General features: G+C 70.7%; 18 protein-coding genes and 3 pseudogenes. 7 read left to right on the forward strand and 14 right to left on the reverse strand.

Annotated features, from left to right (window positions below; genetic code table 11):
- Positions 1-13 precede the first annotated feature (13 nt).
- The gene (locus K1X59_RS17360) at positions 14-331 is read right to left on the reverse strand and encodes a MerR family transcriptional regulator (protein WP_183150967.1); all 318 of its coding nucleotides are present in this window, start codon (positions 329-331) and stop codon (positions 14-16) included.
- Between the two features lie 124 nt (positions 332-455).
- On the opposite strand from K1X59_RS17360, the gene K1X59_RS17365 reads away from it, so the two are divergent.
- The 3 genes and pseudogenes from K1X59_RS17365 to K1X59_RS17375 all read left to right on the forward strand — a co-directional run bounded on the left by K1X59_RS17365 (position 456) and on the right by K1X59_RS17375 (position 2,296).
- A complete protein-coding gene (locus K1X59_RS17365; RefSeq protein WP_183150968.1) occupies positions 456-878 on the forward strand; it encodes an Hsp20/alpha crystallin family protein in 423 nt (140 codons plus the stop codon).
- Positions 879-984: 106 nt separating this feature from the next.
- A pseudogene (locus K1X59_RS17370) lies at positions 985-2,023 on the forward strand (LLM class flavin-dependent oxidoreductase).
- A 66-nt stretch (positions 2,024-2,089) separates the two neighbouring features.
- Positions 2,090-2,296, forward strand: coding sequence for a methyltransferase (locus K1X59_RS17375; RefSeq protein WP_183150969.1), 207 nt, complete (start codon positions 2,090-2,092; stop codon positions 2,294-2,296).
- Positions 2,297-2,341: 45 nt separating this feature from the next.
- Here K1X59_RS17375 and pheA read toward each other — a convergent pair whose 3' ends face one another.
- Positions 2,342-3,292 carry a prephenate dehydratase gene (pheA, locus tag K1X59_RS17380; protein WP_183150970.1) on the reverse strand — a complete coding sequence of 317 codons (951 nt, stop codon included), beginning with the start codon at positions 3,290-3,292 and terminating at the stop codon, positions 2,342-2,344.
- A gap of 78 nt (positions 3,293-3,370) precedes the next feature.
- Between pheA and pgm the strand changes: the two genes are divergently transcribed.
- Positions 3,371-5,014 (forward strand): phosphoglucomutase (alpha-D-glucose-1,6-bisphosphate-dependent), encoded by a 1,644-nt coding sequence (pgm, locus tag K1X59_RS17385; protein WP_183150971.1) that lies wholly within the window; start codon positions 3,371-3,373, stop codon positions 5,012-5,014.
- A 60-nt stretch (positions 5,015-5,074) separates the two neighbouring features.
- Here the strand turns inward: pgm and K1X59_RS17390 are convergent, their stop codons facing one another.
- The 10 genes from K1X59_RS17390 to K1X59_RS17430 all read right to left on the reverse strand — a co-directional run bounded on the left by K1X59_RS17390 (position 5,075) and on the right by K1X59_RS17430 (position 17,117).
- Positions 5,075-6,736: a cell wall-binding repeat-containing protein gene (locus tag K1X59_RS17390; RefSeq protein WP_220173622.1), complete on the reverse strand. Its 1,662-nt coding sequence runs from the start codon at positions 6,734-6,736 to the stop codon at positions 5,075-5,077.
- Positions 6,661-7,647 carry a carboxypeptidase regulatory-like domain-containing protein gene (locus K1X59_RS17395; RefSeq protein WP_183150974.1) on the reverse strand — a complete coding sequence of 329 codons (987 nt, stop codon included), beginning with the start codon at positions 7,645-7,647 and terminating at the stop codon, positions 6,661-6,663. Before K1X59_RS17395 ends, K1X59_RS17390 begins: the two co-directional genes overlap by 76 nt.
- Positions 7,644-10,418, reverse strand: a complete 2,775-nt coding sequence (locus K1X59_RS17400; protein WP_220173623.1) for a carboxypeptidase-like regulatory domain-containing protein — start codon at positions 10,416-10,418, stop codon at positions 7,644-7,646. The genes K1X59_RS17395 and K1X59_RS17400 overlap by 4 nt, the downstream gene beginning before the upstream one ends.
- 265 nt (positions 10,419-10,683) lie before the next feature.
- Positions 10,684-11,787 carry a glycerate kinase gene (locus K1X59_RS17405; RefSeq protein ID WP_396652552.1) on the reverse strand — a complete coding sequence of 368 codons (1,104 nt, stop codon included), beginning with the start codon at positions 11,785-11,787 and terminating at the stop codon, positions 10,684-10,686.
- A complete protein-coding gene (locus tag K1X59_RS21890; RefSeq protein ID WP_258566912.1) occupies positions 11,784-12,395 on the reverse strand; it encodes a substrate-binding domain-containing protein in 612 nt (203 codons plus the stop codon). Before K1X59_RS21890 ends, K1X59_RS17405 begins: the two co-directional genes overlap by 4 nt.
- Before the next feature lie 29 nt (positions 12,396-12,424).
- Complete coding sequence (locus K1X59_RS21895) at positions 12,425-12,853, reverse strand: LacI family DNA-binding transcriptional regulator (RefSeq protein WP_258566913.1); 429 nt, start codon at positions 12,851-12,853, stop codon at positions 12,425-12,427.
- A 28-nt stretch (positions 12,854-12,881) separates the two neighbouring features.
- Complete coding sequence (locus K1X59_RS17415) at positions 12,882-13,646, reverse strand: sugar phosphate isomerase/epimerase (protein ID WP_244632146.1); 765 nt, start codon at positions 13,644-13,646, stop codon at positions 12,882-12,884.
- Positions 13,647-13,676: 30 nt separating this feature from the next.
- Positions 13,677-14,543, reverse strand: a complete 867-nt coding sequence (locus K1X59_RS17420; RefSeq protein ID WP_183152885.1) for a sugar phosphate isomerase/epimerase — start codon at positions 14,541-14,543, stop codon at positions 13,677-13,679.
- Positions 14,544-14,656: 113 nt separating this feature from the next.
- Positions 14,657-15,946 (reverse strand): dihydrodipicolinate synthase family protein, encoded by a 1,290-nt coding sequence (locus K1X59_RS17425; RefSeq protein WP_220173624.1) that lies wholly within the window; start codon positions 15,944-15,946, stop codon positions 14,657-14,659.
- A 7-nt stretch (positions 15,947-15,953) separates the two neighbouring features.
- Entirely contained in the window at positions 15,954-17,117 is a 1,164-nt protein-coding gene (locus K1X59_RS17430) for a Gfo/Idh/MocA family protein (RefSeq protein ID WP_220173625.1), read from the reverse strand.
- A 171-nt stretch (positions 17,118-17,288) separates the two neighbouring features.
- Between K1X59_RS17430 and galT the strand changes: the two are divergent.
- The 3 genes and pseudogenes from galT (at position 17,289) to galE (ending at position 20,673) form a co-directional block, all read left to right on the forward strand.
- Positions 17,289-18,466 (forward strand): annotated as a pseudogene (gene galT / locus K1X59_RS17435) (galactose-1-phosphate uridylyltransferase).
- A pseudogene (gene galK / locus K1X59_RS17440) lies at positions 18,463-19,643 on the forward strand (galactokinase). Before galT ends, galK begins: the two co-directional pseudogenes overlap by 4 nt.
- A gap of 49 nt (positions 19,644-19,692) precedes the next feature.
- Entirely contained in the window at positions 19,693-20,673 is a 981-nt protein-coding gene (gene galE, locus K1X59_RS17445; protein WP_183150979.1) for a UDP-glucose 4-epimerase GalE, read from the forward strand.
- Between the two features lie 4 nt (positions 20,674-20,677).
- Here the strand turns inward: galE and K1X59_RS17450 are convergent, their stop codons facing one another.
- Positions 20,678-22,003: an MFS transporter gene (locus K1X59_RS17450; protein WP_220173626.1), complete on the reverse strand. Its 1,326-nt coding sequence runs from the start codon at positions 22,001-22,003 to the stop codon at positions 20,678-20,680.
- Positions 22,000-22,929: a polysaccharide deacetylase family protein gene (locus K1X59_RS17455; protein ID WP_183150980.1), complete on the reverse strand. Its 930-nt coding sequence runs from the start codon at positions 22,927-22,929 to the stop codon at positions 22,000-22,002. Before K1X59_RS17455 ends, K1X59_RS17450 begins: the two co-directional genes overlap by 4 nt.
- Positions 22,930-22,943 lie beyond the last annotated feature (14 nt).

Below are 22,943 nucleotides of genomic sequence, written 5' to 3' on the forward strand. Positions count from 1 at the left end.
GCCGAGCAGGGCGTCAGCGTGGGCGGGGGTCCCTCCGCGGCGACGTGGCCGACTCGTCGCCCGAGAGGGACTCGCGCAGATCGGCGTTCTCGTCCTGCAGCTCGAGCACCCGGGCGATGCCGGCGATGTTCAGACCGTCCTCCCGCAGGCGCGCCGCGCGCAGCAGTCGGGCGATGTCGTCGTCGCTGTAGCGCCGCGTGCCGCCATCACTGCGCGCGGGCGCGACCAGTCCCCTGCTCTCGAACAACCGCAGCGTCGCCTCGGGGAGATCGACGAGTTGGGCGGCCACAGCGATGCCGTAGAGCGGTGTGCGGGAGTCGCGGTGCGTCATCCTGAGAGATTCCTTAAACCAGGTTGCGAGATCGTCGGCAGTTGTTCTATAACAAATCTACAGCACAGATGCAGATCATCCGCATCTGCTCACCGCCCATCCGGGCCTCACGAAAGGAGACATCATGGCACTCACCTTCGACCCGTTCAGCCAGCTCGACCGCTTCGCAGCGAGCGTGCTCGACACCGTTCGCGCACCCCGGTTGATGCCGGTGGATCTGTATCGCGACGGCGACCGGTACATCCTGCATGCCGACCTCCCCGGTGTCGATCCCGGATCGGTCGACGTCGATCTCGACGGAGGCCAGCTGACGATCCGTGCCCAGCGCACCGCCGACACCAGGGAAGGCGTCCGCTGGCTGGCACGTGAGCGCGGCGCAGGCTCGTTCCTGCGTCAGTTCTCGCTCGGGGACGGCGTCGACCTCGACGGCATCAGCGCCTCGTACGAGAGCGGCGTCCTCTCGGTGATCATCCCGGTGAGCGAGCGCGCCAAGCCGCGCAAGATCACCGTCGAGTCCGCGGAGCAGCGGCAGGCGATCGACGCCTGACCCTCGAGGGGCGGCGACCGCCGCCCCCCCCTTCGCCGGCCCGCCCGCACAGCGCTCGTCGCCCGATCGGGGAATGCCGGAGAGCGCCGGCGGGTTGTCCCTCGGGATGAATGACGTCGCCCTCTCCGTCCTCGACCTCGTCCCGGTGCGCACCGGCCAGACCAGCTCCGAGGCCATCGCCGCCTCCCTGTCGCTCGCCGAGACCGCCGACCGCCTCGGCTATCGCCGCTACTGGTTCGCCGAGCACCACAACATGCCGGCCGTGGCGTCCACGACGCCCCGGTCCTGATCGCCGCGTCCGCCACCCGCACCTCGCGCGTCCGTCTCGGCTCCGGCGGGGTGATGCTGCCCAACCACGCACCGCTCATCGTCGCCGAGCAGTTCGCGGCGCTCGAGGCCATCGCCCCCGGCCGCATCGACCTGGGCCTCGGTCGCGCCCCGGCAGCGATCCCGTGATCACGCAGCTGCTGCGCGGCTCGGGCACCACGAGCGACGTCGAGCAATTCCCGCGCCATGTGCAGGACATCGCGGCACTCCTGTCCGCCGAGGGTGCGGCCCTGCGCTTCACCTCGGGCGGCGAATACACGGTGCGAGCGACGCCCTCTGCGACCGGCGTCCCCGAGGTGTGGCTGCTCGGATCGAGCGACTACTCGGCCCAGCTCGCGGCCTCCCACGGACTGCCCTACGTGTTCGCGAACCACTTCTCGGGGCAGGGTCTCGAGCGTGCACTCGACCTGTACCGCACCGGCTACCGTCCGAGCGAGGAGCACCCGGAGCCGCGCACCTTCCTCACCGTGAACGCCGTGGCAGCGCCCACGCAGGAGGAGGCGGAGGCTCGGGCGTTGCCGCAGCTGCGGATGATGGCCCGTCTGCGCCTGAACAAGCCGCTGGTCGCCCTCGAGACCGTCGAGGAGTCCCTCGCCGCCGCCACGGATGCGGCGACCGACGACGTCGTTCACGCGGCCCGCTCCCGCTGGTTCGTCGGCACGGGCGAGTCCGTCGCCGGCGAGGTGGCCGCGTTCGCGGAACGGTACGGCGTCGACGAGGTCATGTTGTCGCCCGTCGCCGGTGCGTACGAGTCCGAGCCGAAGGATGCACCGGCCGGTCGCGCCCAGACCCTGGAGCTCGTCGCCGCCGCATCCTGAGCATTGTCAAGCCCTGGTCTTCCCCGGTGGGGAGGCGTACTCTCGGCCGCAGAGAGGGGTTCGACGATGAGCACCAAGACACTCGCACTCTGGGTCGCGTACGGCACGAACGGCGTGGTCGGCAGCATCCGCCACGACGACGAGGGCTACACCGTCACCATGGTCGGCGCGGACACGACGACCGGAACATATCCGAGCCTCGCCTCCGCGAAGGGCGCCCTGCATTCCCATATGGCGCCCGGCAGCGACTGGCCGCGCTTCCAGGAGCACTGAACCACGGCATCCGCCTGACCGAGCTGGGCGGTCAGGTGGATGACGTCAGGCTTCCGGCTCGCCGGAGAGGATGCCGCGCAGCCAGTCGCGGGCCTCGACGAACACGTCGTCCGAGTAGCGGTCGGGGTACTGCACGATCTGCCGGTCGGCGCGCGGATACGACCCGAGGAACACGACACGAGGGCTGAACCGCCGGATGCCGAGCAGCGCGTCGGCCATACGCTCGTGCTCGATGTGCCCGTCGGCGTCGATGACGAAGCGGTAGCGTCCGAGTTCGTCGCCGATGGGGCGGGACTCGATGAGCGAGAGGTTGATGCCGCGCGTCGAGAACTGCTCGAGCATCTCGAGCAGCGACCCGGGGTGGTCGTGCGGGAGTTCGACGATCAGCGAGGTCTTGTCGGCGCCGGTGGGTTCCGGCGACCGCGTCGTGCGCGTGACCAGGACGAAGCGGGTCACAGCCTGGGCGTTGTCGCCGATGCCCTCCGCCAGCACGTCGACGTCGTAGTGGTTCACGATGCCGGGGGCCGCGATGGCGGCCTGCGCGGGCAGCGTCCCGTCGAGCACGCCGATCGCCGAGGCGACGTTGCTCGCCGCGGGCACGTGCGAGTGCGACGGGAGATGCTCTCCGAGCCAGCCGTGGCACTGTGCGTACGCGACCGGATGCGCCGCGATCACCTCCACCTGGTCGAGCGTCGTGCCGCGCGGGGCGACGAGCACGAAGTTCACCCGCACGAGGTACTCGCCGATGATGCGCAGACCAGGGAGCGTCGCAAGAGCGTCCTGGGTGGTGGAGACGCCGCCCTCGATCGAGTTCTCGATCGCGATCATCGCCGCGTCGCTTCGACCCGCGAGCACGTCGGCCAGAGCCTCGCCCACGTTGTGCACGGGACGCCAGTCCTGACCACGGGCTTCGGCCACCTGGTCGAGCGCCGCTTCCGTGAACGTTCCAGCGGGTCCCAGATAGCTGTAGGTGCGGCGTTCAGTCACGGGTTTCACCTTAGCCCTCGGCGACCGTGCCGGTGTTCGGGTGACTTCTCGGATGCGATCGCGCGTCTCAGGGGGCAGACTGAGAAGATGACCAGCCGTGCCGGCCTCCCCGCGGAGGAAAGTGACCTGATCGATGTCGACGAGCTGATCGCCGCGTACTACGACCGCGCGCCGAACCCGGAAGTGGCGTCGGAGCGGGTCGTGTTCGGCACCAGCGGCCATCGCGGTTCCTCCCTGTCGAACAGCTTCAACGAGAACCACATCCTCGCCACGACGCAGGCGATCGTGGACTATCGAGCCGCTCAGGGCATCACAGGTCCGTTGTTCCTCGGGCGGGACACGCACGCACTGTCGCTGCCTGCCGAGCGCAGTGCGATCGAGGTGCTGCTGGCGAACGGCGTCGATGTGCGCGTCGACTCCCGCGACGCGTGGGTTCCCACGCCGGCGTTGAGTCACGCGATCCTCACCCACAACCGCGGCAAGGCGGCCGACGACCCCACCCGGGCCGACGGCATCGTCGTGACCCCGTCGCACAACCCTCCGCGCGACGGCGGCTTCAAGTACAACCCGCCCCACGGCGGCCCCGCCGACACCGACGCGACGGGGTGGATCGCCGACCGGGCGAACGCGCTGATCGCCGCGGGACTCGAGGGCGTCGAGCGGGAGCGCTTCTCCGACATCGACTGGGATGCGCTCACCGGATACGACTTCCGCGACGCCTACGTGCGCGACCTCCCGTCCATCATCGACATCGACGCGATCCGGAACGCCGGGGTGAGCATCGGGGCCGATCCGCTCGGCGGCGCCTCGGTCGAGTACTGGGCGCTCATCGCCGAGATGCACGGCCTCGACCTCACGGTCGTGAACCCCGAGGTGGATCCGACCTGGCGCTTCATGACGCTCGACTGGGACGAGAAGATCCGCATGGACCCGTCCTCGCCGTCGGCCATGGCGTCGCTGGTCGCGAAGAAGGGCTCGTACGACGTGCTCACCGGGAACGACGCCGACGCCGACCGGCACGGCATCGTGACTCCGGACGCCGGACTCATGAACCCGAACCACTACCTCGCAGTGGCGATCGACTACCTGTTCTCTCACCGGGAGGACTGGCCGCGCGATGCCGCGATCGGCAAGACGCTGGTGTCGTCGATGATCATCGACCGCGTCGCCGAATCGCTCGGTCGTCGGCTGCTGGAGGTTCCGGTCGGGTTCAAGTGGTTCGTCCCCGGACTCCTCGACGGCTCGGTCGCGTTCGGCGGCGAGGAGTCCGCCGGAGCCTCCTTCCTCCGCAGAGACGGTTCGGTGTGGTCGACGGACAAGGACGGCATCCTGCTGTGCCTGCTCGCCGCCGAGATCATCGCTGTCACCGGCAAGACGCCGTCGGAGCGCTACGCCGAGCTGGAGCAGGCGTTCGGCGCCTCCGCATATCAGCGGGTCGACGCCCCGGCCACGCCCGAGCAGAAGACGACGCTGGGCAAGCTCGCGCCGGAGGCCGTGACCGCGACGACTCTCGCGGGCGAGGACATCACCGCGAAGCTCTCGCACGCGCCGGGCAACGGGGCGGCCATCGGCGGCCTCAAGGTGCAGACCGAGCATGCCTGGTTCGCCGCGCGTCCCTCCGGCACGGAAGACGTCTACAAGCTGTACGCCGAGAGCCTGCGCGGACCCGAGCACCTCGCCGAGGTGCAGGCCGAGGCCCGCGCCGTGGTGTCGGCCGCACTCGGCGACTGACCCGATCGCTGCGACGACGATCGTCGGGGAAGCGACCTGGCCGCTCCCCCGACGATGTCGTCAACGCCGGATGTAGGTCTCCGCCTGCTTCTTGACCGCCTCGCTCACCGCGCCAGTGCCACCGAGGATCACGATCCGCTGCGGCTTCAGACGCGCCAGCTCCGCCGAAACCACCGCAGGCAACGCACCCGGCTCCGTCAACAGCACCGGACCACCGAGGTGACCCGCCGCCGCCGCACCCGCCAACGCATCAGGGAAGTCCCGGCCGCTCGCCAGATACACGACCGGCACACCCGCGGTCGGGAACGACGCCTGCGACACCGCGACCGCCGTCTCATACCGACCAGGCCCCGACTGCCGCGAGACCCCACCCGACGTGAACGCGCCTGCCTGCTTCTTGACCGCCTCGCTCACCGCGCCAGTGCCACCGAGGATCACGATCCGCTGCGGCTTCAGACGCGCCAGCTCCGCCGAAACCACCGCAGGCAACGCACCCGGCTCCGTCAACAGCACCGGACCACCGAGGTGACCCGCCGCCGCCGCACCCGCCAACGCATCAGGGAAGCCTCGGCCGCTCGCCAGATACGCCACCGGCACACCCGCGGTCGGGAACGACGCCTGCGACACCGCGACCGCCGTCTCATACCGACCGGGCCCCGACTGACGCGAGACCCCACCCGACGTGAACGCGCCTGCCTGCTTCTTGACCGCCTCGCTCACCGCGCCAGTGCCACCGAGGATCACGATCCGCTGCGGCTTCAGACGCGCCAGCTCCGCCGAAACCACCGCGGGCAACGCACCCGGCTCCGTCAACAGCACCGGACCACCGAGGTGACCCGCCGCCGCCGCACCCGCCAACGCATCAGGGAAGTCCCGGCCACTCGCCAGATACGCCACCGGCACACCCGCCGTCGGGAACGACGCCTGCGACACCGCGACCGCCGTCTCATACCGACCAGGCCCCGACTGACGCGAGACCGCGGCTGCGGGCGCCGTCGGGGTCACGGCTGCGGACGCGCCAGACGCCGCCGAGGAGCCGATCGCGTTCGTCGCCTTCACCGTGAACGTGTACGCCGTACCGTTCGTCAGACCCGCGACCGTCGCCGTCGTCGCCCCCGTCGTCGTGGCCGTCTTGCCACCCGGCGACGCCGTCACGGTGTAGCCCGTGATCGCGGAACCGCCGTTCGAGGTCGGCGCCTTCCACGACACCGTCGCCTGACCGTCGCCGGCCACCGCCGACACCGCGGACGGCGCATCCGGAGCCTTCGCCGCGCCCTTCGGTGTGACCGCCGCTGAGGCGGCAGACGCTGCCGAGGAGCCGATCGCGTTCGTCGCCTTCACCGTGAACGTGTACGCCGTACCGTTCGTCAGACCCGCGACCGTCGCCGTCGTCGCCCCCGTCGTCGTGGCCGTCTTGCCACCCGGCGACGCCGTCACGGTGTAGCCCGTGATCGCGGAACCGCCGTTCGAGGTCGGCGCCTTCCACGACACCGTCGCCTGCCCGTCGCCGGCCACCGCCGACACCGCGGACGGCGCGCCCGGCGCCGTCGAGGCCTTCAGCGTGGTGAACGAGACGCGCGGCGACTCCGCGCCGGCACCGACCGCGTTGACCGCGGTCACGGACACGGCGTAGGTGGTCTGCGCGGTCAAGCCGGTGAGGGAGAAGGACTCCCCCGTGACGGCGATCTCGCGCACGAGCGCACCGCCGGTGTAGACCCGCACCGAGTACCCGGTGATCGGCGAGCCCCCGAGGCGGGCGCGGTCCAATCGAGCTGGGCGGACGTCTCCTGCACCTTCGACGCGACCGGCACCGTCGGCGTCTTCGGCACCGAGGGCTTCGCCGTCACCGTCAACGTCGCGATATCCGTGGTCTTCGTCGTCCCGCCGGACGTGAAGACCGCGCGCACCGCTGTGCCGGAGTCGGCGATCGTCCCGGTCAGTGCGAGCGTCGAGTCCGTCGCGCCCGCGATCGTCGTGAACGTCGAAGCCCCCTTCTTGCGCTTCTCCCAGCGGATCGTCGGTGCCGTCGCGCCTGAGGCCGCGGCTCGGAAGGTCGCGGTCTCGCCATCGATCACGGTGACGTCGACGGGCTGTCGCTGAATCGTGAACTCGTCGCTGATGGACTGCTCCGGCGTACGCGGTGCCTCCCCGGAGGCGAGAGCGCGCATCTGCAGCGGGACGTTCACGGTCCCGCCGGCGGAAACCTCGACGGTGTCCGCTTCGCTCAGCGTCTTCTTGCCGTCGAACCACGTCGTGCCGGTCGCGGGCGAGTACACGTACAGTCCGTACGACCCCGCCTCCACCGGAGGGAGCGTGTAGTTCCCCGACTCATCCGTGATGGTCTCGATGTCGAGGATCCCTCCCCCTGGCGTCGCACCGAACATCTCGGTCAAGGGCGCGAAGAACGCGCCGATTCCCGAGGCCGGCAGGGCCGCGAGACCCACGGTGGCCCCCGCGAGCGGATTGCCGTCGGCGTCGGAGACCCCGCCTGTGACGACCCCGCCGAGGCGCATGGACGCGTCGACGCCCGTCACCGGCTTGCTGGCGACATCGACCTTCGTCGCGGATGCGGAGGTCGTGGCATCCTTCCACCACTCCTCGACATAGAGCCCGTTCCAGTTCGAGAACCTCACGGTGTACGCGCCGTTGGCGAGGGCCGGGGTGCGGTAGGTGCCATCGCTGGCGGTGGTCGCAGAGGCGACGCCCTCCCCGCGGCGTTCCAGACGTAGACCTGGATGCCGGGCAGGGGGTTCGACGTGTTCTCGGCGGTCGCCTTGCCGCTCAGCCGCTGCCCCTTGGCGAGCGCGAACGTGATGTCCTTCAGGTCGGCGCCCGCGAGGGTGATGCGGCGCGTCGAGGTCGAGTAGGTCGTGGAGGCGTCTGCCGCCGAGACATCCCAGGCACCGGGCGAGCCGACCACGATGCGGTAGGACCCGTCGGCCTGGGTGCGGCCGTACACCGTCGAGTACGTGACGAGCGACTGCGCCCGCACGGACTCCCCGGACACCGGCTCACCGGTCGCGGCATCGGTCACACGGCCGCTGACCGTCCAGCCCCGCTGCGTGGTGATGTCGAGGACGGTCGGCTTCCCGGCGACGACGGTGAACGGCGTCGTCGTCTCGCGCAGTGCGTCGCCGTTCGCGGAGTACCCGGATGTGCGGATCCGATACGCCCCCGGCTCGACGGAGAACCCGAACTGTGCACCGATTCCGGGGGCGGAGTCCACGTAGTTCCACCACTCGCCCTCCTGGCGCTCGATCGTCGCATCGACGCGCGCGATGTCCGATCCGTCGGTGGTACGCAACGCCCCCGTGACGTTCAGGTTCTTGCGCAGATCGAAGTCGACCCCGGTGAAGACCTTGCCGGGGACGACCGTGATCGGCGTGGCCTGCTCCGAGGAGCCGTCGGCGTTCCAGTAGTCGCCGTTGACCGAGGCGATCCAGGTGCCCGCGAGTCCGGAGACCTCCCACTTCACGGCGGATCCATCGGTGATCGGCACCGCCATGGAGCGGTAGTCGGAGCCGTCCTGCCGGCTCAACGACACCCAGTACGTCCGACCCGCGACGCCGGTGACGGTTCCGCTGATCGTGCCGCCGAGGACGGCGGTGACGTCGGCGCGGAACGTCGCGTCGAGGCCGAGCTCGATCACGACCGCGGCCGGGTCGCTCGCAGTGGCCCCGTACCACACGTCGACCACGCCGCTGGTGCCGGAGGTGATCTTGACGACGTAGTTCTCGCGGTTCAGCCCCTTGACCGTGTAGCGACCCTGCGCGTCCGTCGTCGCCGTGGCGACGGGCTGGTCGGTGTTGTGCGCGGCGAACACCGAGACCGTGGCGCCCGTGACCGCAGCACCGCCCGCGAAGGAGACCGTGCCGGTGATCGAGCCGCCCTTCACGGCGACGAAGTCGATGCCGTCGTATACCGCGCCGTCGGTCGTCGCACGCACGAGATCCGCCTCGGCCGCGCTCCTCTTGCCGTCGTACCACTGCTGCGGGGTCCCCACGGTGCCCGCGTGGCTCAGGCCCACGGTGTACTCGCCGGCCGGCAGGATGTAAGACGAGTACGAGCCGTCGGGACCCGTCACCATGGAGGCGACGTTGTTGCCCGCCTGGTTGAACCAGATCGTGTCGCCTTCTCGTGGCGTTCCGTCGGCATTGGTCGACGTGCCGGTGATGCGCACGCCGGCCGCCACGGCGGCGTTGTAACCGGTCAGCGACCCGGACGCCGATGTGACGGTGATCGTCCCGGCGTTATCCCAGCTGCTGACGCCGGGCCAGTAGGTGGGCGGCCCCGAGCTGTAGAAGCTCAGGTCGAACGTGCCTGGCACGACGTTGAGGAGGGTGTACGTGCCGTTCGCTGCGGTGGTCGCGGACCGGGCGAGATTCCCCGACGTCCACGGGCGCGGGTTGAGACTGACACCGGCGCCTTCGACCGGGTTCCCCTTCAGGTCGCGGACCGTGCCCGAGATCGTCCGGGAGCTGATCGTCACGGCGATCCCGATGCTGGTCACCGCGCCGTTCACGACGATCGGCTTCGCGGTGTCGTAGGTGCTTCCTCCGTAGTATGCCTCGATGCCCAGGCCGTACCCCGTCACCGATGCGCGATATGTGCCCTTCGGAACCGTCACCGACCAGGAGGTCGAGCCGGTCTTGATCGAGAGCGGGATCTCGAACTGCGCGTTCTCCGCCGACAGCTGGAGCCGGGTCTCGGTGGGCGAGAGCGGACCGGTGACCGTCACGGTTCCGGACACGGCATGTCCTGCGACGAGCGCGACGTCTCCGATCGTGGAGACGGCCGCCTCGGGCTCGAGGACCCACCGGCCCTCCGGCCAGTTCCCCGGGATGATCTTGCGGTCGGTGCCGATCATCCCGGTGACGTAACCCGCGCCAGGGGTCACCAGGAGGGCGAACGGACGCGCCGTGTCGACGTTCAGCGTGAAGGTGCCGTTCGCACCGGTCGTGATCTGGGCGAGCTCACCGGGACCGTCGCCGAAGATGGGCTCCGCGCGGAGGTTCACTCCGGCCGCGGGGGCACCTGCCGGGGTCACGAAGCGTCCGGAGACGGTGACCCTGACGACCTCGCCGTACGTGGATTCGGGCAGGTCGGCCGCTGTCGCCGATGCATCCGTGACACGCGCCTGCGTCACGGGCGTGTCCGCACTCGGCGGCACGGGGGTGGCGGCCTCGTCGGAAGGTTCCTCAGAGGAGGAGGTGTCGCCGGGCTCGGTGCTGACCTGGGCTCCATGCGCCGCGGAGACGACAGCGGGATCGTCGCTGACCAGGTCGGGGGCCGCTGCGGTGACGACCGTCGACGTCGACGGCGCGGACTCGCCAGCGACGGCGGGAACCGCGGAGGACGCGATCAGGGCGAGAGCGGTGAGCACGACCCCGCCGGTGCGGAGCATGCGGGACCAGGGCCCCCGGTGGGAATCGGACACCACGGCACGGCGGTGCGAACGGACATGACTCACGGACAATCTCCCCTAGATCGAGCGAAGCCGGCTCAGTCCATTCGATCGAACAACCGGTATTCTGCGCTGATCGTAGCAGAGGGCGAACCATACGTCGGATGAACATATTCCGAAGGACACAACGCCGTGTCCGCGCCACATCGGACGGAGGGCCGACCATCCCGATCCTGCGACCTCGGAGCCGTCTCGCGCCCCGCCGTCACGCTCCAGCGCGTGCGAGCAGGGCGCCGGCCTCGCGGAGCCAGCGCGAGGGATTCGCGAGGGCCTCGTCGGACGACCCGGCGATGTCGGTGAGAGATGCGGATGCGGCGAACAGCGCGGTGTCGGCATCCGCGGTGATGCGCCCGGCGGCGAGCATCGCGCGCGCCCCCGCCGCAGCGGCGAGGCCGGCGAGGAACGAGGGCACCTTGCCGTCACCGGACTGTCCGTCGTAGGAGCCTTCGCCGGTGATGACGACGTCGGCATCGGCGATCGCGGCGGCGAGGCCGATGAGCTCGGCCACCTCGGCAGCGCCGGGAGCGAGCACGCCGCCCCACGCGACGAGCGCGGCGCCGGTGCCTCCGGCTGCGCCGTTGCCCTCCCCGCCGGGTCGACACCCAGAAGGTCGGCGAGGCGGCGCAGACCGTCGTCGGCTCGCGCGATGTCCTCCTTCGCGCGCAGCCCCTTCTGCGGGCCGAACACGGCGGCCGCACCCCGGGGCCGGTGAGGGGTTCGTGACGTCCGTCAGCACCCGCACCTCCGGCGCCGCCCGCATCCCCGTCAGATCGACCGAGGCGATGTCGGCGAGGCCACGCGCGCCCCGCGCGATGGGGACGCCGGACGCGTCGAGGAACCGTGCCCCCAGCGCCGTCAGCATCCCGGTGCCGCCGTCTGTCGAGGCGCTCGAGCCGATGCCGACCACGAGTCGTGAGACACCGCGGTCGAGGGCATCGGCCATGGCCTGTCCCAGACCCGTCGTGTCGGCGTCCCACGGGCGCAGTTCGTCGAGCAGCTCGATGCCGGACGTCGAGCCGAGATCGACGACGGCGGTGCCGCCCGGCGCCTCGTCTGTCGGCGGCAGCAGGAGCCAGGTGGTGTCGATCCGCACGCCGGCGGGGCCGTCGACCGCGACCGGCACGCGCACGGCACCGGGCACGGCAGCCTCGAACGCGGCCACGGTGCCCTCGCCGCCGTCGGCCATGGGTCGGTGCACGAATGCGGCGGACGGTTCGACCGACGCCCACCCTTCGGCCAACGCCGCAGCCGCATCGGCCGCCGTGATCGTCCCCTTGAAGCTGTCGGGCGCCAGCACCACCCTGGTCACGCGGCGACACCGGGGGTGCTCGCACGCACGACGATCTCGAGCGGCAGAGGCCCCTGTTCCCAGTCGGCGTCGACCGTGGCCCGGAACGCCTGATAGCCGACCTCGCTCAACGGCACCCGCACGGTCGTCAGGGCGGGAGAGACATCGCCGCTCACCGGGACGTCGTCGAAGCCGCACACCGCGATGTCGGCACCGACCTCGCGCCCGGCATCGCGGATCGCCGACATGGCACCGATCGCGACCACATCGCTGATCCCGAAGACGAGTGTGCTCTTCGCGACACCGTCGGCGAGCGCGGCTGCCATCTCCGCGGCACCCGACTCCCGGCGGAAGCCCCCTCGCCGCACATCCTCGACCACACCGCCGGCACCCTCGAAGCCGGCACGGAATCCGGTCAGACGATCATCCGAGGTGCGGACGCCCTCTGCCGCGCCGAGCGCGATCGCCGAGCGGTATCCGAGTCCCGCCATCCGCCGACCGAGCGCTTCCGCGCCGGAGCGGTTGTCGATCTCGATGCGATGGTCTCCGCCGCCATCCGGGCCGAACGACACGACCCTGCCGCCCAGACGGGCGAACTCGGCGAGCTCATGCGCCGTCTCGACCTCCATCGGCTCCTGGGTGCGGGAGGCGGCGAGGATCAGGCCCCGCGGCCGCTGCCCCGGAGCGCGCGCACGATCCGCGCCTCCCGCGCCGGGTCGCGCTCCGTGATGGCGATCGTCACGACGAGCCCGTGCTCGTCGGCGCCGCGGGCCACGCCGGAGGCGATCAGGCCGAAGTACGGGTCGGCGATGTCGGCCACGAGGAGGGCGATCACCGGCGACATGCCGCGAGCCGTCGCCTGCGCCGACACGTTCGCCGTGTAGCCGAGTGCGGCGGCCGCGGTCTCCACTCGTTCGCGGTACTGCTCGGCGACCTTGCGCTCGGAGCCGTTGAGCACGCGAGAAGCCGTCGCCAGCGAGACGCCGGCCTCGCGGGCGACGTCGTGCAGTGTCGGGGCGGGGCCCCTGGCATGACGCGGCGTGCGTCCTGGCGCCGCTCCGTCCGCGGACGCTGCGGGCTTGGTCATGACCCCGAGCCTACTTCGCGGGTCGTCATCATGCCGATCCTGAGATGTAGTCGCGCAGCGCTGCCGCCTCGGTCGCGAGGAGCGCCGGATCGTCACCCGGCACGAACTCGAGCAAGGCATCGCGGGGCGGCGACGCCGCGGCCCTCGCCTCGGCGAAGAACCTCGTCCACAGCGCGTCGCGGGCCCGCAAAGGCAGCCGCTCGCGCGCCGGCCACCACGAGAAGACGTGAGCGGCGCTGGTGCGGGCCGCCACCGCGCGGTATTCGGCCAGCACCGTGTCGACCGTGGCGCCGACCGTCGGCTGCCAGTAGGTCGAGAGCACGGGGCTGCCGACCTGATCGAGCAGACGCATCGTGGTCGGGGCCGTGTCGGCGAGGGTGCCGGAGTGGAACTCGAGCGCGAGACCGATCCCGTACTCCTCCGCCTCGGCCGCAGCCGCGTGCAGGCGTGCGACCACGGCATGCCAGTCGGCCTCGGTCGCGGCATCCGATCCGACGTGGCCGGCCCAGATCCGGACGCGGTCGGTGCCCAGCGCCTGCGCAGTGTCGAGGACGGGCGTCAGGGAGTCATGCGTACCCGCGCGGAAGTACGACCCGTACGAGGCCACCGCGAGCCCCGCGTCGACCGTGGCGCGCGCCACCTCCGCCGCCCTGACGACATCGCCGGGCGGCACGTGCACGTCGCCGCCCCACTCGATCGCCGCGAGCCCGGCATCAGCGGCGAGATCGATGATCCGTTGCGGCGAGAGCTCTCGGAACGTCACCGAGCACACCCCCGCACGGATACCTGTCACGATGTCATCCTCTCAACTCCGCGCCTCGGCTCAGCGCAGATGCGGCGAGACGGCGGCGGCGAAGGTCTCGGCCGTCCGGCGCACGACGGTCTCCGGCGCATCCGCCCAGACCTCGGCATTGAAGATCTCGACCTCGATGTCACGGTCGTACCCGGTCGCCATGACCGCACGGGTGAGCGAACCGAAGTCGATCACGCCGTCGCCCGTGTAGTGGCGCGAGAGCAGCACGTCCGCGGCGAGAGGCGTCTTCCAGTCGCATACCTGGTACGTGGCGATGCGGCCCTCACGACCGGCGCGGGCGATCTGCGCGAGCACCTGCGGATCCCACCAGATGTGGAACGTGTCGACCGCGGCGCCGACCACATCGGCGTCGAAGTCGGCGGCGATGTCGAGCGCCTGACCGAGCGTCGAGACGACCGCCCGATCGGAGGCGTACATGGGGTGCAGCGGCTCGATCGCGAGCGTCACCCCCGCCGCCTTCGCCTCAGGTGCCAGCACCCCGATCGCATCGCGCACACGTTCCCGTGCGCCGATCAGGTCGCGCGACCCCGAAGGGAGACCGCCCGCGACGAGCACCAGCACCGCCGTCGAGCCCTCGGCACCGGCGGCAGCGAGGGTCGCGGTCTCCTCGATCGCACGGCGGTTGTCGTCGAGGGCGGCGTCACGATCCGGGCCGACCGGGAGCGTGAAGAACCCGCCACGACAGTGCGTCGTGAACCGCAGCCCCGAGTCGGTGAGCATCCGTGCGGCGGTGTCGAGCCCGACCTCGTTCACGGGCTCGCGCCAGAGTCCGATCGCCTGGACCCCGGCATCGGCCGTGACCCGCAAGGCCGTCTCGAGGTCGGCATGCTTGATGGTGGCCTGGTTGATCGACAGGCGCGGGTCCGGCTCGGTCATGCCCGTCGGTCGGGCGGCTGCGCGGATGTCGGTGGCTTCCGCGGCGTTTCCTCCGACAGACGTGCTTTCTCCCTGCAGGTGCGCGTGCGGGGGCGTCGAGCCCGGCACGGCGGTCATGCGTCGACGCCGTTCAGTCGGAGCATGGCATGCCACCGCTCACGGGCGAGGTCGGGCTGCTCGAGGGCCAGCGAGGAGTTCGCGAGTTCCACGATGCGGCTCAGGTGCGGCAGGCTCCGCGCGGAGTGCAGCCCTCCGACCATCTGGAACGCCGGCTGATGGCCGTTGAGCCAGGAGAGGAAGGCGACACCGGTCTTGTAGTAGAACGTGGGGGCTGCGAAGACCTGCCGACTCAGCTCCTCGGTGGGGCCGAGGATGCGCAGGTACGCCTCGGTGTCACCGGCGTCCAGGGCCTGGATGGCCGCCGAGGCCACGGGTGTGATCGCCGCGAACGCGCCCAGCAGCGCATCCGAGTGCCCTCGCACCCCCGCCCCGCCGCCGGTGCGTTCGCCGGGCGCACGGCTTGTTGCCGAGTGCACGGCGTGTTCGGGGGAAGTCCCCGTGCGCTCGGCAGCATCCCGTGCACTCGGCGCACGAGAGGGCAAAGGAGAAGGCACGCCGGCGATCAGGCGGACGTAGTTGAAGTCGTCGCCCGTGAACATGCGCACGGAGTCGGGAAGCCGTTCGCGCACCGAGATCTCGGACTCGGCGTTCAGGAGGCTCATCTTGACACCAGCGACCTTGTCGGGGTTCTCGGCGATCACGTCGAGCAGCACCCCCGACGCCGTCTGCCAGTCATCTGCCCCGAAGTATCCCGCCAGTTCAGGGTCGAAGGCCGTGCCGAGCCAGTGCAGCACCACGGGCACCGTGGCCCTCGACAGCACCTCGCGGTAGACGCGACGGTAGTCCTCGGCACCGGTCGCGACGCGGGCGAGATGGCGCGAGGCCATGAGCACCGGGCCGGCGCCCTGCTCCTCCGTGAAGTGCAGCTGCTCGAGGTAGGCCGCGATCACCTGGTCGAGCGAGATGTGCGGCTCTGCGATGTGGTCGGTGTTGACGCCGACCACGACCGAGCCGCCCTCCTCGCGGGCGACCTCGGCGCTGCGCGCGATCAGCTCGCGGGTGGCGGCAGCGTCCAGACCCATGTTGCGCTGGGCGGTGTCCATCGCGTCGGCGACGCCGAGACCCCACGAGTACACGTTGCGGCGGAACGCGAGCGTGGCATCCCAGTCGATGTCGGCGGGCTGCCCCGGGGTGTTGTCGGCGTGCACCTTCGGCACGACGTGGGCGGCAGCGTAGGCGACGCGGCTGCGCAGAGGAGCAGAGGGGCGTGCGTAGACGCCCGAGTCGTTCAGCGCGACATCGGCGGTCTCACCGGTCGCTCGGAGGAGCCGGAGGGTGCTCATGCGCGCCTCAATCCAGGGTGAGGGGCTCGAGCGCGATCTTGCGACCCTCGGCGCTGGAGGTGAGCCCCGCCTCGGCGAACTGCACGCCGCGCGCGCCGGCGAGCAGGTCGAACGGGTAGTCGGTGCCCTCGACGTAGGAGACCAGGTACTCCTCCCACTGCTGGCGGAAGCCGTTGAGGAACACGTCGTTGGTGGGCACCTGCTGCCAGTCGGCGTCGTAGTCGCGGGTGTCTTCCAGATCGGGGTTCCAGACCGGCTTCGGGGTGGCGTTGCGCGGCTGGATCTTGGCGCCGAAGAGCCCGACGACGGCCGAGCCGTGCGTGCCGTCGACCTGGAACTCGACGAGCTCGTCACGGTTGACCCGCACGGTCCACGAGGAGTTGATCTCGGCGACGATGCCGCCCTCGATCTCGAAGATGCCGTAGGCCGCATCCTCGGCCGTGGCGGTGTAGTGCTCGCCCTTCTCGTCCCAGCGGTCGGCGATGTGCACCGCCGCCTGCGCGTACACGCTCGTCACCTCGCCGAAGAGGTTCTCGAGCACGTAGTTCCAGTGCGGGAACATGTCGGTGATGATGCCGCCGCCGTCTTCGGTGCGGTAGTTCCAGCTCGGGCGCTGCGCCGGCTGCCAGTCGCCCTCGAACACCCAGTAGCCGAATTCGCCGCGCACCGAGAGGATGCGGCCGAAGAAGCCGGAGTCGATGAGGCGCTTGAGCTTCTGCAGCCCCGGCAGGTAGAGCTTGTCGTGCACGACGCCGGTCTTCACACCGGCCTGCTGCGCGAGGCGCGCGAGTTCGAGGGCCTCGTCGAGCGATTCGGCGGTGGGCTTCTCTGTGTAGATCGCCTTGCCGGCGGCGATGGCCCTGCGGATCGCGGACGCCCTGGCCTTGGTCACCAGGAAGTCGGCGTAGATCTCCCACTGCGGGTCGGCGAGTGCGGCATCGAGATCGGTCGTCCAGTCGTCGATGCCGTGCTTCGCGGCGAGTTCGGCGAGCGTGGCCTCGTTGCGGCCGACGAGGATCGGCTTGACGGTGATGCGGGAACCGTCGGGGAGCTCGATGCCGCCCTGCTCACGGATCGCCAGGATCGAGCGCACCAGATGCTGCCGGTAGCCCATACGGCCGGAGACGCCGTTCATGATGATCCCGATCTCGCGGGTGTTCGCCTGTGTCATGGTGTTCCGTTCCTGTCGCGGGACGCTGTCCGTGCTTCCCGGAGACGAGATTGGAAAGCGCTTTCCCAGATCATGCCATGAGACTCCGACCGATCGCAAGCACGGCGCGCTCCCCGATGCCGATGGTCGCGCCCATAGCATGTTCACGTGAGCACGCACGATCTTCCCGAGGTGCGCACGGAGGCCCTCGGCGCCGGCGTCGTCAGACGCGCCACGACCCTCGCCGACGGCCGCGACCTCTTCTATTACGACGACCCCGACACCGCACTCGGAGCCGATCGCGCCATCGACCTGCGCACCCTCGACGCACGCCCCGACACGGCCACGATGCGCCTCGACGTGCTCACCGGCGACTGGATCACGGTCGCCGCGAACCGTCAGAACCGCGTCATGATGCCGAGCGCGGATGCCGACCCGCTGGCACCGCAGACACCGGGCAACCCCTCGGAGGTCCCCGCGCGCTACGACGTCGCCGTGTTCGAGAACCGCTCCCCCACCTTCGGCCCGGCCCTCGCCGAGGCCGTCGACGCGGCGCCGTCCGCCGCGAACGCGCCGCGCGGCCTGGACGACCTCGCCGCCCTCGGCCTCGCCCGCACCCGCGCGGCCGTCGGACGCTGCGAGGTCGTGTGCTTCAGCCCCGAGCATTCCGGCTCGTTCGGCACCCAGTCGGTGACGCGCGCCCGCACCGTGATCGAGGCCTGGGCCGATCGCACCGCCGCGCTGTCGCAGCTGCCAGGGGTCGAACAGGTGTTCCCCTTCGAGAACCGAGGCGAGGAGATCGGTGTGACCCTGCCCCACCCGCACGGGCAGATCTACGCCTACCCGTACGTGACGCCGCGCACCGCGCGCGTGCTCGAGTCGATCGATCGGACCGCACCCGACCTGTTCCACCGGATCCTCGAATCCGAGCAGGCCTCGGAGCGGGTCGTGTTCCGCGGCGAGCACTGGACGGCGTTCGTGCCCTTCGCGGCCCGCTGGCCTCTCGAGGTGCACCTCATGCCGCACCGGCACGTGCCCGACTTCTCCGAGACGACGGATGCCGAGCGCGACGAACTCGCCCCGCTGTACCTGCGTCTGCTCCGCGGCGTCGACGCCCTGTACGAGACGCCGACCCCTACATCGCCGCCTGGCATCAGGCCCCCGTGCACGTCGGCCGCGACACCGTGCGCCTGCATCTGCAGCTCACGAGTCCGCGGAGGGCCGCCGACAAGCTGAAGTACCTGGCGGGGTCGGAGGCCGCGATGTGGGCGTGGGCAGCGGAGGTCGCACCGGAGCAGGGTGCGGCACGTCTCCGCGAAGCCGTCGAACGCGCGTCGCAGGACCCGCGCATCGAAGCGGACTCGGCATGACCGGCGCCCTGGACGCCGCGTCAGCGCTCTTCCGCGAGCTCACCCGGCGCGAGCCCGACGGCCTCTGGTCAGCGCCAGGGCGCGTGAACCTCATCGGCGAGCACACCGACTACAACGACGGCTTCGTGCTGCCGTTCGCCATCCCCCAGCGCACCGTCGCCGCGGTCGGCCTGCGCGACGACGACCGGATCCGTGTCGCCTCGGCGTTCGCCGACGAGCCGGTGTCGGTCGGCCTCGACGAGCTCGACCGGGTGTTCCCCACACCGTCGGGCCTGCCCCCGGCCATCCCCGAATGGGCGGCGTATCCGCTCGGGGTCGCCTGGGCCCTGCGCGCGGCGACGGGGGTGCCGGGGCGCGGCGTCGACATCGCGATCACGTCGGACGTGCCCGTGGGCGCTGGACTCTCGTCCTCGGCGGCGATCGAGGGTGCGACCGCCTCCGCGCTGAACGAGCTGTGGCACACCGACCTCGACGGCACGACGCTGGCCCGCATCGGACGGCGTGCCGAGAACGAGGCCGTCGGCGCCCCGACCGGGATCATGGACCAGATGGCCTCGATGCGGGGGCGCCCGACACGGCGATCTTCCTCGACTGCCGCACGCTGCGCGCGGAGCGCGTGCCGCTGGGCGTCGCCGATGCCGGCCTCACGATCCTCGTGATCGACACGCGTGTGAAGCACGCGCACTCGACGGGCGGGTACCGCGAACGCCGAGCCTCGTGCGAGCTCGGCGCCTCCCTCCTGGGCGTGCCCGCCCTGCGCGACGTATCGGTGGCCGACCTGCACCGAGCGCGGGAGCTGATGGACGATGTGACGTTCCGGCGCGTGCGGCACGTCGTCACCGAGAACCAGCGCGTGCTCGACACCGTGCGGACGCTCCGCGAACGGGGCGCTCGGGCGATCGGCGGACTGCTCATCGCCTCGCACGCCTCCCTGCGTGACGACTTCGAGATCTCGACCCCCGAGCTCGACACCGCGGTCGACGCCGCGCTCGCCGCCGGCGCCCTGGGTGCACGCATGACCGGAGGCGGTTTCGGCGGCGCCGCGATCGCCCTGATCGACGCGGATGCCGTCGACGCGGTCTCCGACGCCGTGACCGCGGCCTTCGCGGCATCCGGATTCGTCGCTCCGCACCTGTTCCCGGTCACCCCGGCGGCAGGACCGCAGCGCGACGCCTGAGAGAATGATCCTTCGGGCCGCGACGTCTCCGCGGCAGGAGAGGAACGCAATGTCTTGGATCGTCACCGGCGGCGCCGGCTACATCGGTGCGCACGTCGTACGGGCCCTCGCGGAGGCCGGACTCACCCCGGTCGTGCTCGACGACCTCTCCAGCGGCGTGCCGTCGTTCGTGCCGCACGGTGTGCCGTTCGTGCGGGGCAGCATCCTCGACCGCGACCTCGTGGAGCAGACGCTGCGAGAGCATGAGGCCGATGGCGTCATCCACGTCGCCGGCTACAAATACGCCGGCGTCTCGGTGCAGCGCCCTCTGCACACCTACGCCCAGAACGTCGAGGGCACCAGGATCCTCCTCGAGGCCATGCAGGCCGGCGGCGTCGCGAACATCGTGTTCTCCTCGTCGGCAGCCGTCTTCGGCACGCCGGAGGTCGCGCTCGTCGAAGAGGACACCGCGAAGAAGCCCGCCAGCCCGTACGGCGAGTCCAAGCTCATCGGCGAATGGCTGCTGCGCGACCAGGCGATCGCCACCGCCGACTCCGAAGTACCGCTGCGGCACACCTCACTGCGGTACTTCAACGTGGTGGGCTCCGCCGATCCGGCCGTGTACGACGTCAGCCCGCACAACCTCTTCCCGATCGTGTTCGAAGCGCTGCTCGCGGGCAGGACGCCGAAGATCAACGGGGACGACTACGACACCGCCGACGGCACGAACGTGCGCGACTATGTGCACGTCGGCGACATCGCGGCAGCGCACGTGGCGGCCGCGCAGCGCCTTGCCGATGGCCGTCCGATCGAGGCCGCCTACAACCTCGGCTCCGGCGACGGCCTCAGCGTGAAGCAGATCATGGATGCGGTCGCCCGCGTGACCGGCATCGACTTCACGCCGGAGGTCGGCCCCCGTCGTCCCGGCGACCCCGACCGGATCGTGGCCACCGGCGAGCTCGCCGCCCGCGACCTCGACTGGACCATGCGCTACACGGTCGACGAGATGGTGCGCACGGGGTGGGAGGCACGGCAGGCGGCCCGCCCCTGAGGCCTCACAGGTCGCGGGTGCGGATCGGGTAGAGCCAGAAGCACAGCCACGCGAGGGCCGTGAAGCACAGGGGGATGACCGCGAGCATCAGTCGGATGCCGCCGTCGACCCCCTCCGGCTGCGCATCGCCGAGGGTCGCGTCGAAGCCCGATGCGGTCAGCACCGTCGCGGCGACGATCGCCTGCAGCACGACCGAGCCGCGCACCACGAAGCCGTTCACTCCGAAGTAGGCGCCTTCGCGGCGGTGACCTGTGCGGACGGCATCCTCGTCGATGATCTGCGCGAGCACCACCTCGAGCAGCTGCAGCAGTCCACCGACGCCCACGCCGACCGCGACGCCGACCAACGCCGCCCCGAGCACGTTCGACGGCGCGAGGTAGCCGAGCACGGCCGCGCCGAACACCGCGACGCTCCACAGCAGCGCGGTGCGCGGCGACGTGCGGCGCACCACCGCACTCCAGAGCACGATCGAGGGGATCGCGGTGACGAAGATCGCGCCGAGCAGCAGACTCCCCTCGCCCTCCGCCGCGTGCAGCGAGTAGCGCACATAGAAGGGGATCGCGGCGAGGATCACGGCGATGGAGGTCTGCACGAAGAGCGATCCGAGCACGTAGGGCACGAAGGCGCGGTTGCGGAACGTGTACCTCAGCTGGTTGCGCCACCGCATCGCCTCGCTCGCCGCCTCGGGCACCCGGCGCTCGATCATCCCGCCGAGGAACGACCACACGAGCAGCACCAGGCACACCGCTCCGAGCACGAGCGCCATGCCGGGCCAGCCGATCGCGCTGTAGAGGGCGGGAGCGCCGGCCGTGCCGAGCACCATGCCGAGGATCGCGAAGATCTGCCGTGGCACATTGCCGCGGGCGCGCTCCTCGGTCGTGCGGAAGATCTCGGGGAACAGCGCCGAGATGTTGAGCACCACGACGACGAACGCGATGTCGTAGACCGCGACGACGACGAGGAACCACGCGATGAGGCCGGCGACGGGGAGCTCCGGCGGCATCCACACGAGCGCGAACGCGACGACCAGCGGCACGATGCCCAGGCCGATCCATGGGATGCGACGCCCCCACGGCGTGCGGAGCCGGTCGGAGATCGCGCCGACCACGGGGTTCAGCACCGCGTTCAGGATGCCGTGGGCGATCATCGCGACTGCCACCCACCCGGCCGGCACGGCGAGGTGCGACACATAGAAGTAGACGACGAAGGCCGAGAAGGTTTGGGCCATGAGCTGCGTGGGGAACCCGGAGGCTCCGAAGGCGATGGTCTGCGCCCTGGTCGGGGCCGCGTCGAGACGGCGGTCGCGCAGGCGCTCGGACAGCGTCGTCATCGGTCGGCTCTCCGCTGCAGTTCGCGCAGATCTCGCCAGCCGATGCGCACGAGCCCTTCGTCTTCGATGGCCTGGAGCACCGCGGGATCACCGAGCAACCGCAGCTCGTAGCCGCGCTTCGCCGCGGCGAAGTCGACCGCCGCCCGCAGCTCGTCGTCGTCGACCATCGGGTGCAGGTAGATCTCGGTCACCCCGGCGGGCACGGCCCTGAGCAGCCCGATGAACCCGTCTCGCACCTGCTCGTATGTCTCCTCGTCTGATGTTCCCTCCCCGCACAGCTCGAAGGGATGCGACCACAGCCGGTCGATGATCTCGACACCGGCCGCGTCGGCGGCCGCGGCTGCTTCGTCGAGGTTGGCCTGCAGTGCGGCGACGTCGCCCACACCGTCGGCGCTGCGGGGAAGGCGGAACGGGAGACCGTTGCGGGCGGCGAGGTCGAACACCGTGGGGAGGAAGTCCCGGCCGGTGACGAGGCCGTAGACCGATCCCATGTGGTTGTCGAGGTGCGTCACGTCGACCCCGGCATCGAGCGCCGCCTGCAGCTGCGCGGCGATCTCGGCCGCGACGTCGTCGTCGGATGCCGTGCGCTCGACCGACGCGACGTCGACGGGGAAGAAACCTGCTCGATCGACCAGGGTCGTCTCCGTGCCGGTCAACGGGCGCCAGCGGTACCGGCTCCACTCGCTTGTGAGCACGAGATGCACGCCGACGTCGAGGTCGGTGCGGGATGCCGCGAACGCGAGGGCTTCGGGAGACCATGCGCACGGGACCATGACCGTTGTCGAGTCGATCCGGCCGGAGGCGAGCAGGTCGACGATCGCGGTGTTGGCCGCATGGCACATCCCGAAATCATCGGCGTTGATGATGACCGCCCTGGCGCCCGGGGTGAGTCCGAGGCGGTCTGCGAGATCGGAGGGAGCGGTCATCGGGGGTCCTGTCG

It is taken from the genome of Microbacterium sp. Se5.02b, assembly GCF_019464375.1.
GTDB lineage: Bacteria > Actinomycetota > Actinomycetes > Actinomycetales > Microbacteriaceae > Microbacterium.

Bases quoted from the DNA above. Each gene is read 5' to 3' on its own strand.
- K1X59_RS17360 (WP_183150967.1), bottom strand. From the start codon at position 331: ATGACGCACCGCGACTCCCGCACACCGCTCTACGGCATCGCTGTGGCC.
- K1X59_RS17425 (WP_220173624.1), bottom strand. From the start codon at position 15,946: ATGAGCACCCTCCGGCTCCTCCGAGCGACCGGTGAGACCGCCGATGTC.
- K1X59_RS21895 (WP_258566913.1), bottom strand. From the start codon at position 12,853: ATGACCAAGCCCGCAGCGTCCGCGGACGGAGCGGCGCCAGGACGCACG.
- K1X59_RS17430 (WP_220173625.1), bottom strand. From the start codon at position 17,117: ATGACACAGGCGAACACCCGCGAGATCGGGATCATCATGAACGGCGTC.
- K1X59_RS21890 (WP_258566912.1), bottom strand. From the start codon at position 12,395: ATGGAGGTCGAGACGGCGCATGAGCTCGCCGAGTTCGCCCGTCTGGGC.
- K1X59_RS17450 (WP_220173626.1), bottom strand. From the start codon at position 22,003: ATGACGACGCTGTCCGAGCGCCTGCGCGACCGCCGTCTCGACGCGGCC.
- K1X59_RS17455 (WP_183150980.1), bottom strand. From the start codon at position 22,929: ATGACCGCTCCCTCCGATCTCGCAGACCGCCTCGGACTCACCCCGGGC.
- K1X59_RS17420 (WP_183152885.1), bottom strand. From the start codon at position 14,543: ATGACCGAGCCGGACCCGCGCCTGTCGATCAACCAGGCCACCATCAAG.
- K1X59_RS17375 (WP_183150969.1), top strand. From the start codon at position 2,090: ATGAGCACCAAGACACTCGCACTCTGGGTCGCGTACGGCACGAACGGC.
- K1X59_RS17365 (WP_183150968.1), top strand. From the start codon at position 456: ATGGCACTCACCTTCGACCCGTTCAGCCAGCTCGACCGCTTCGCAGCG.
- pgm (WP_183150971.1), top strand. From the start codon at position 3,371: ATGACCAGCCGTGCCGGCCTCCCCGCGGAGGAAAGTGACCTGATCGAT.
- galE (WP_183150979.1), top strand. From the start codon at position 19,693: ATGTCTTGGATCGTCACCGGCGGCGCCGGCTACATCGGTGCGCACGTC.
- K1X59_RS17400 (WP_220173623.1), bottom strand. From the start codon at position 10,418: ATGCTCCGCACCGGCGGGGTCGTGCTCACCGCTCTCGCCCTGATCGCG.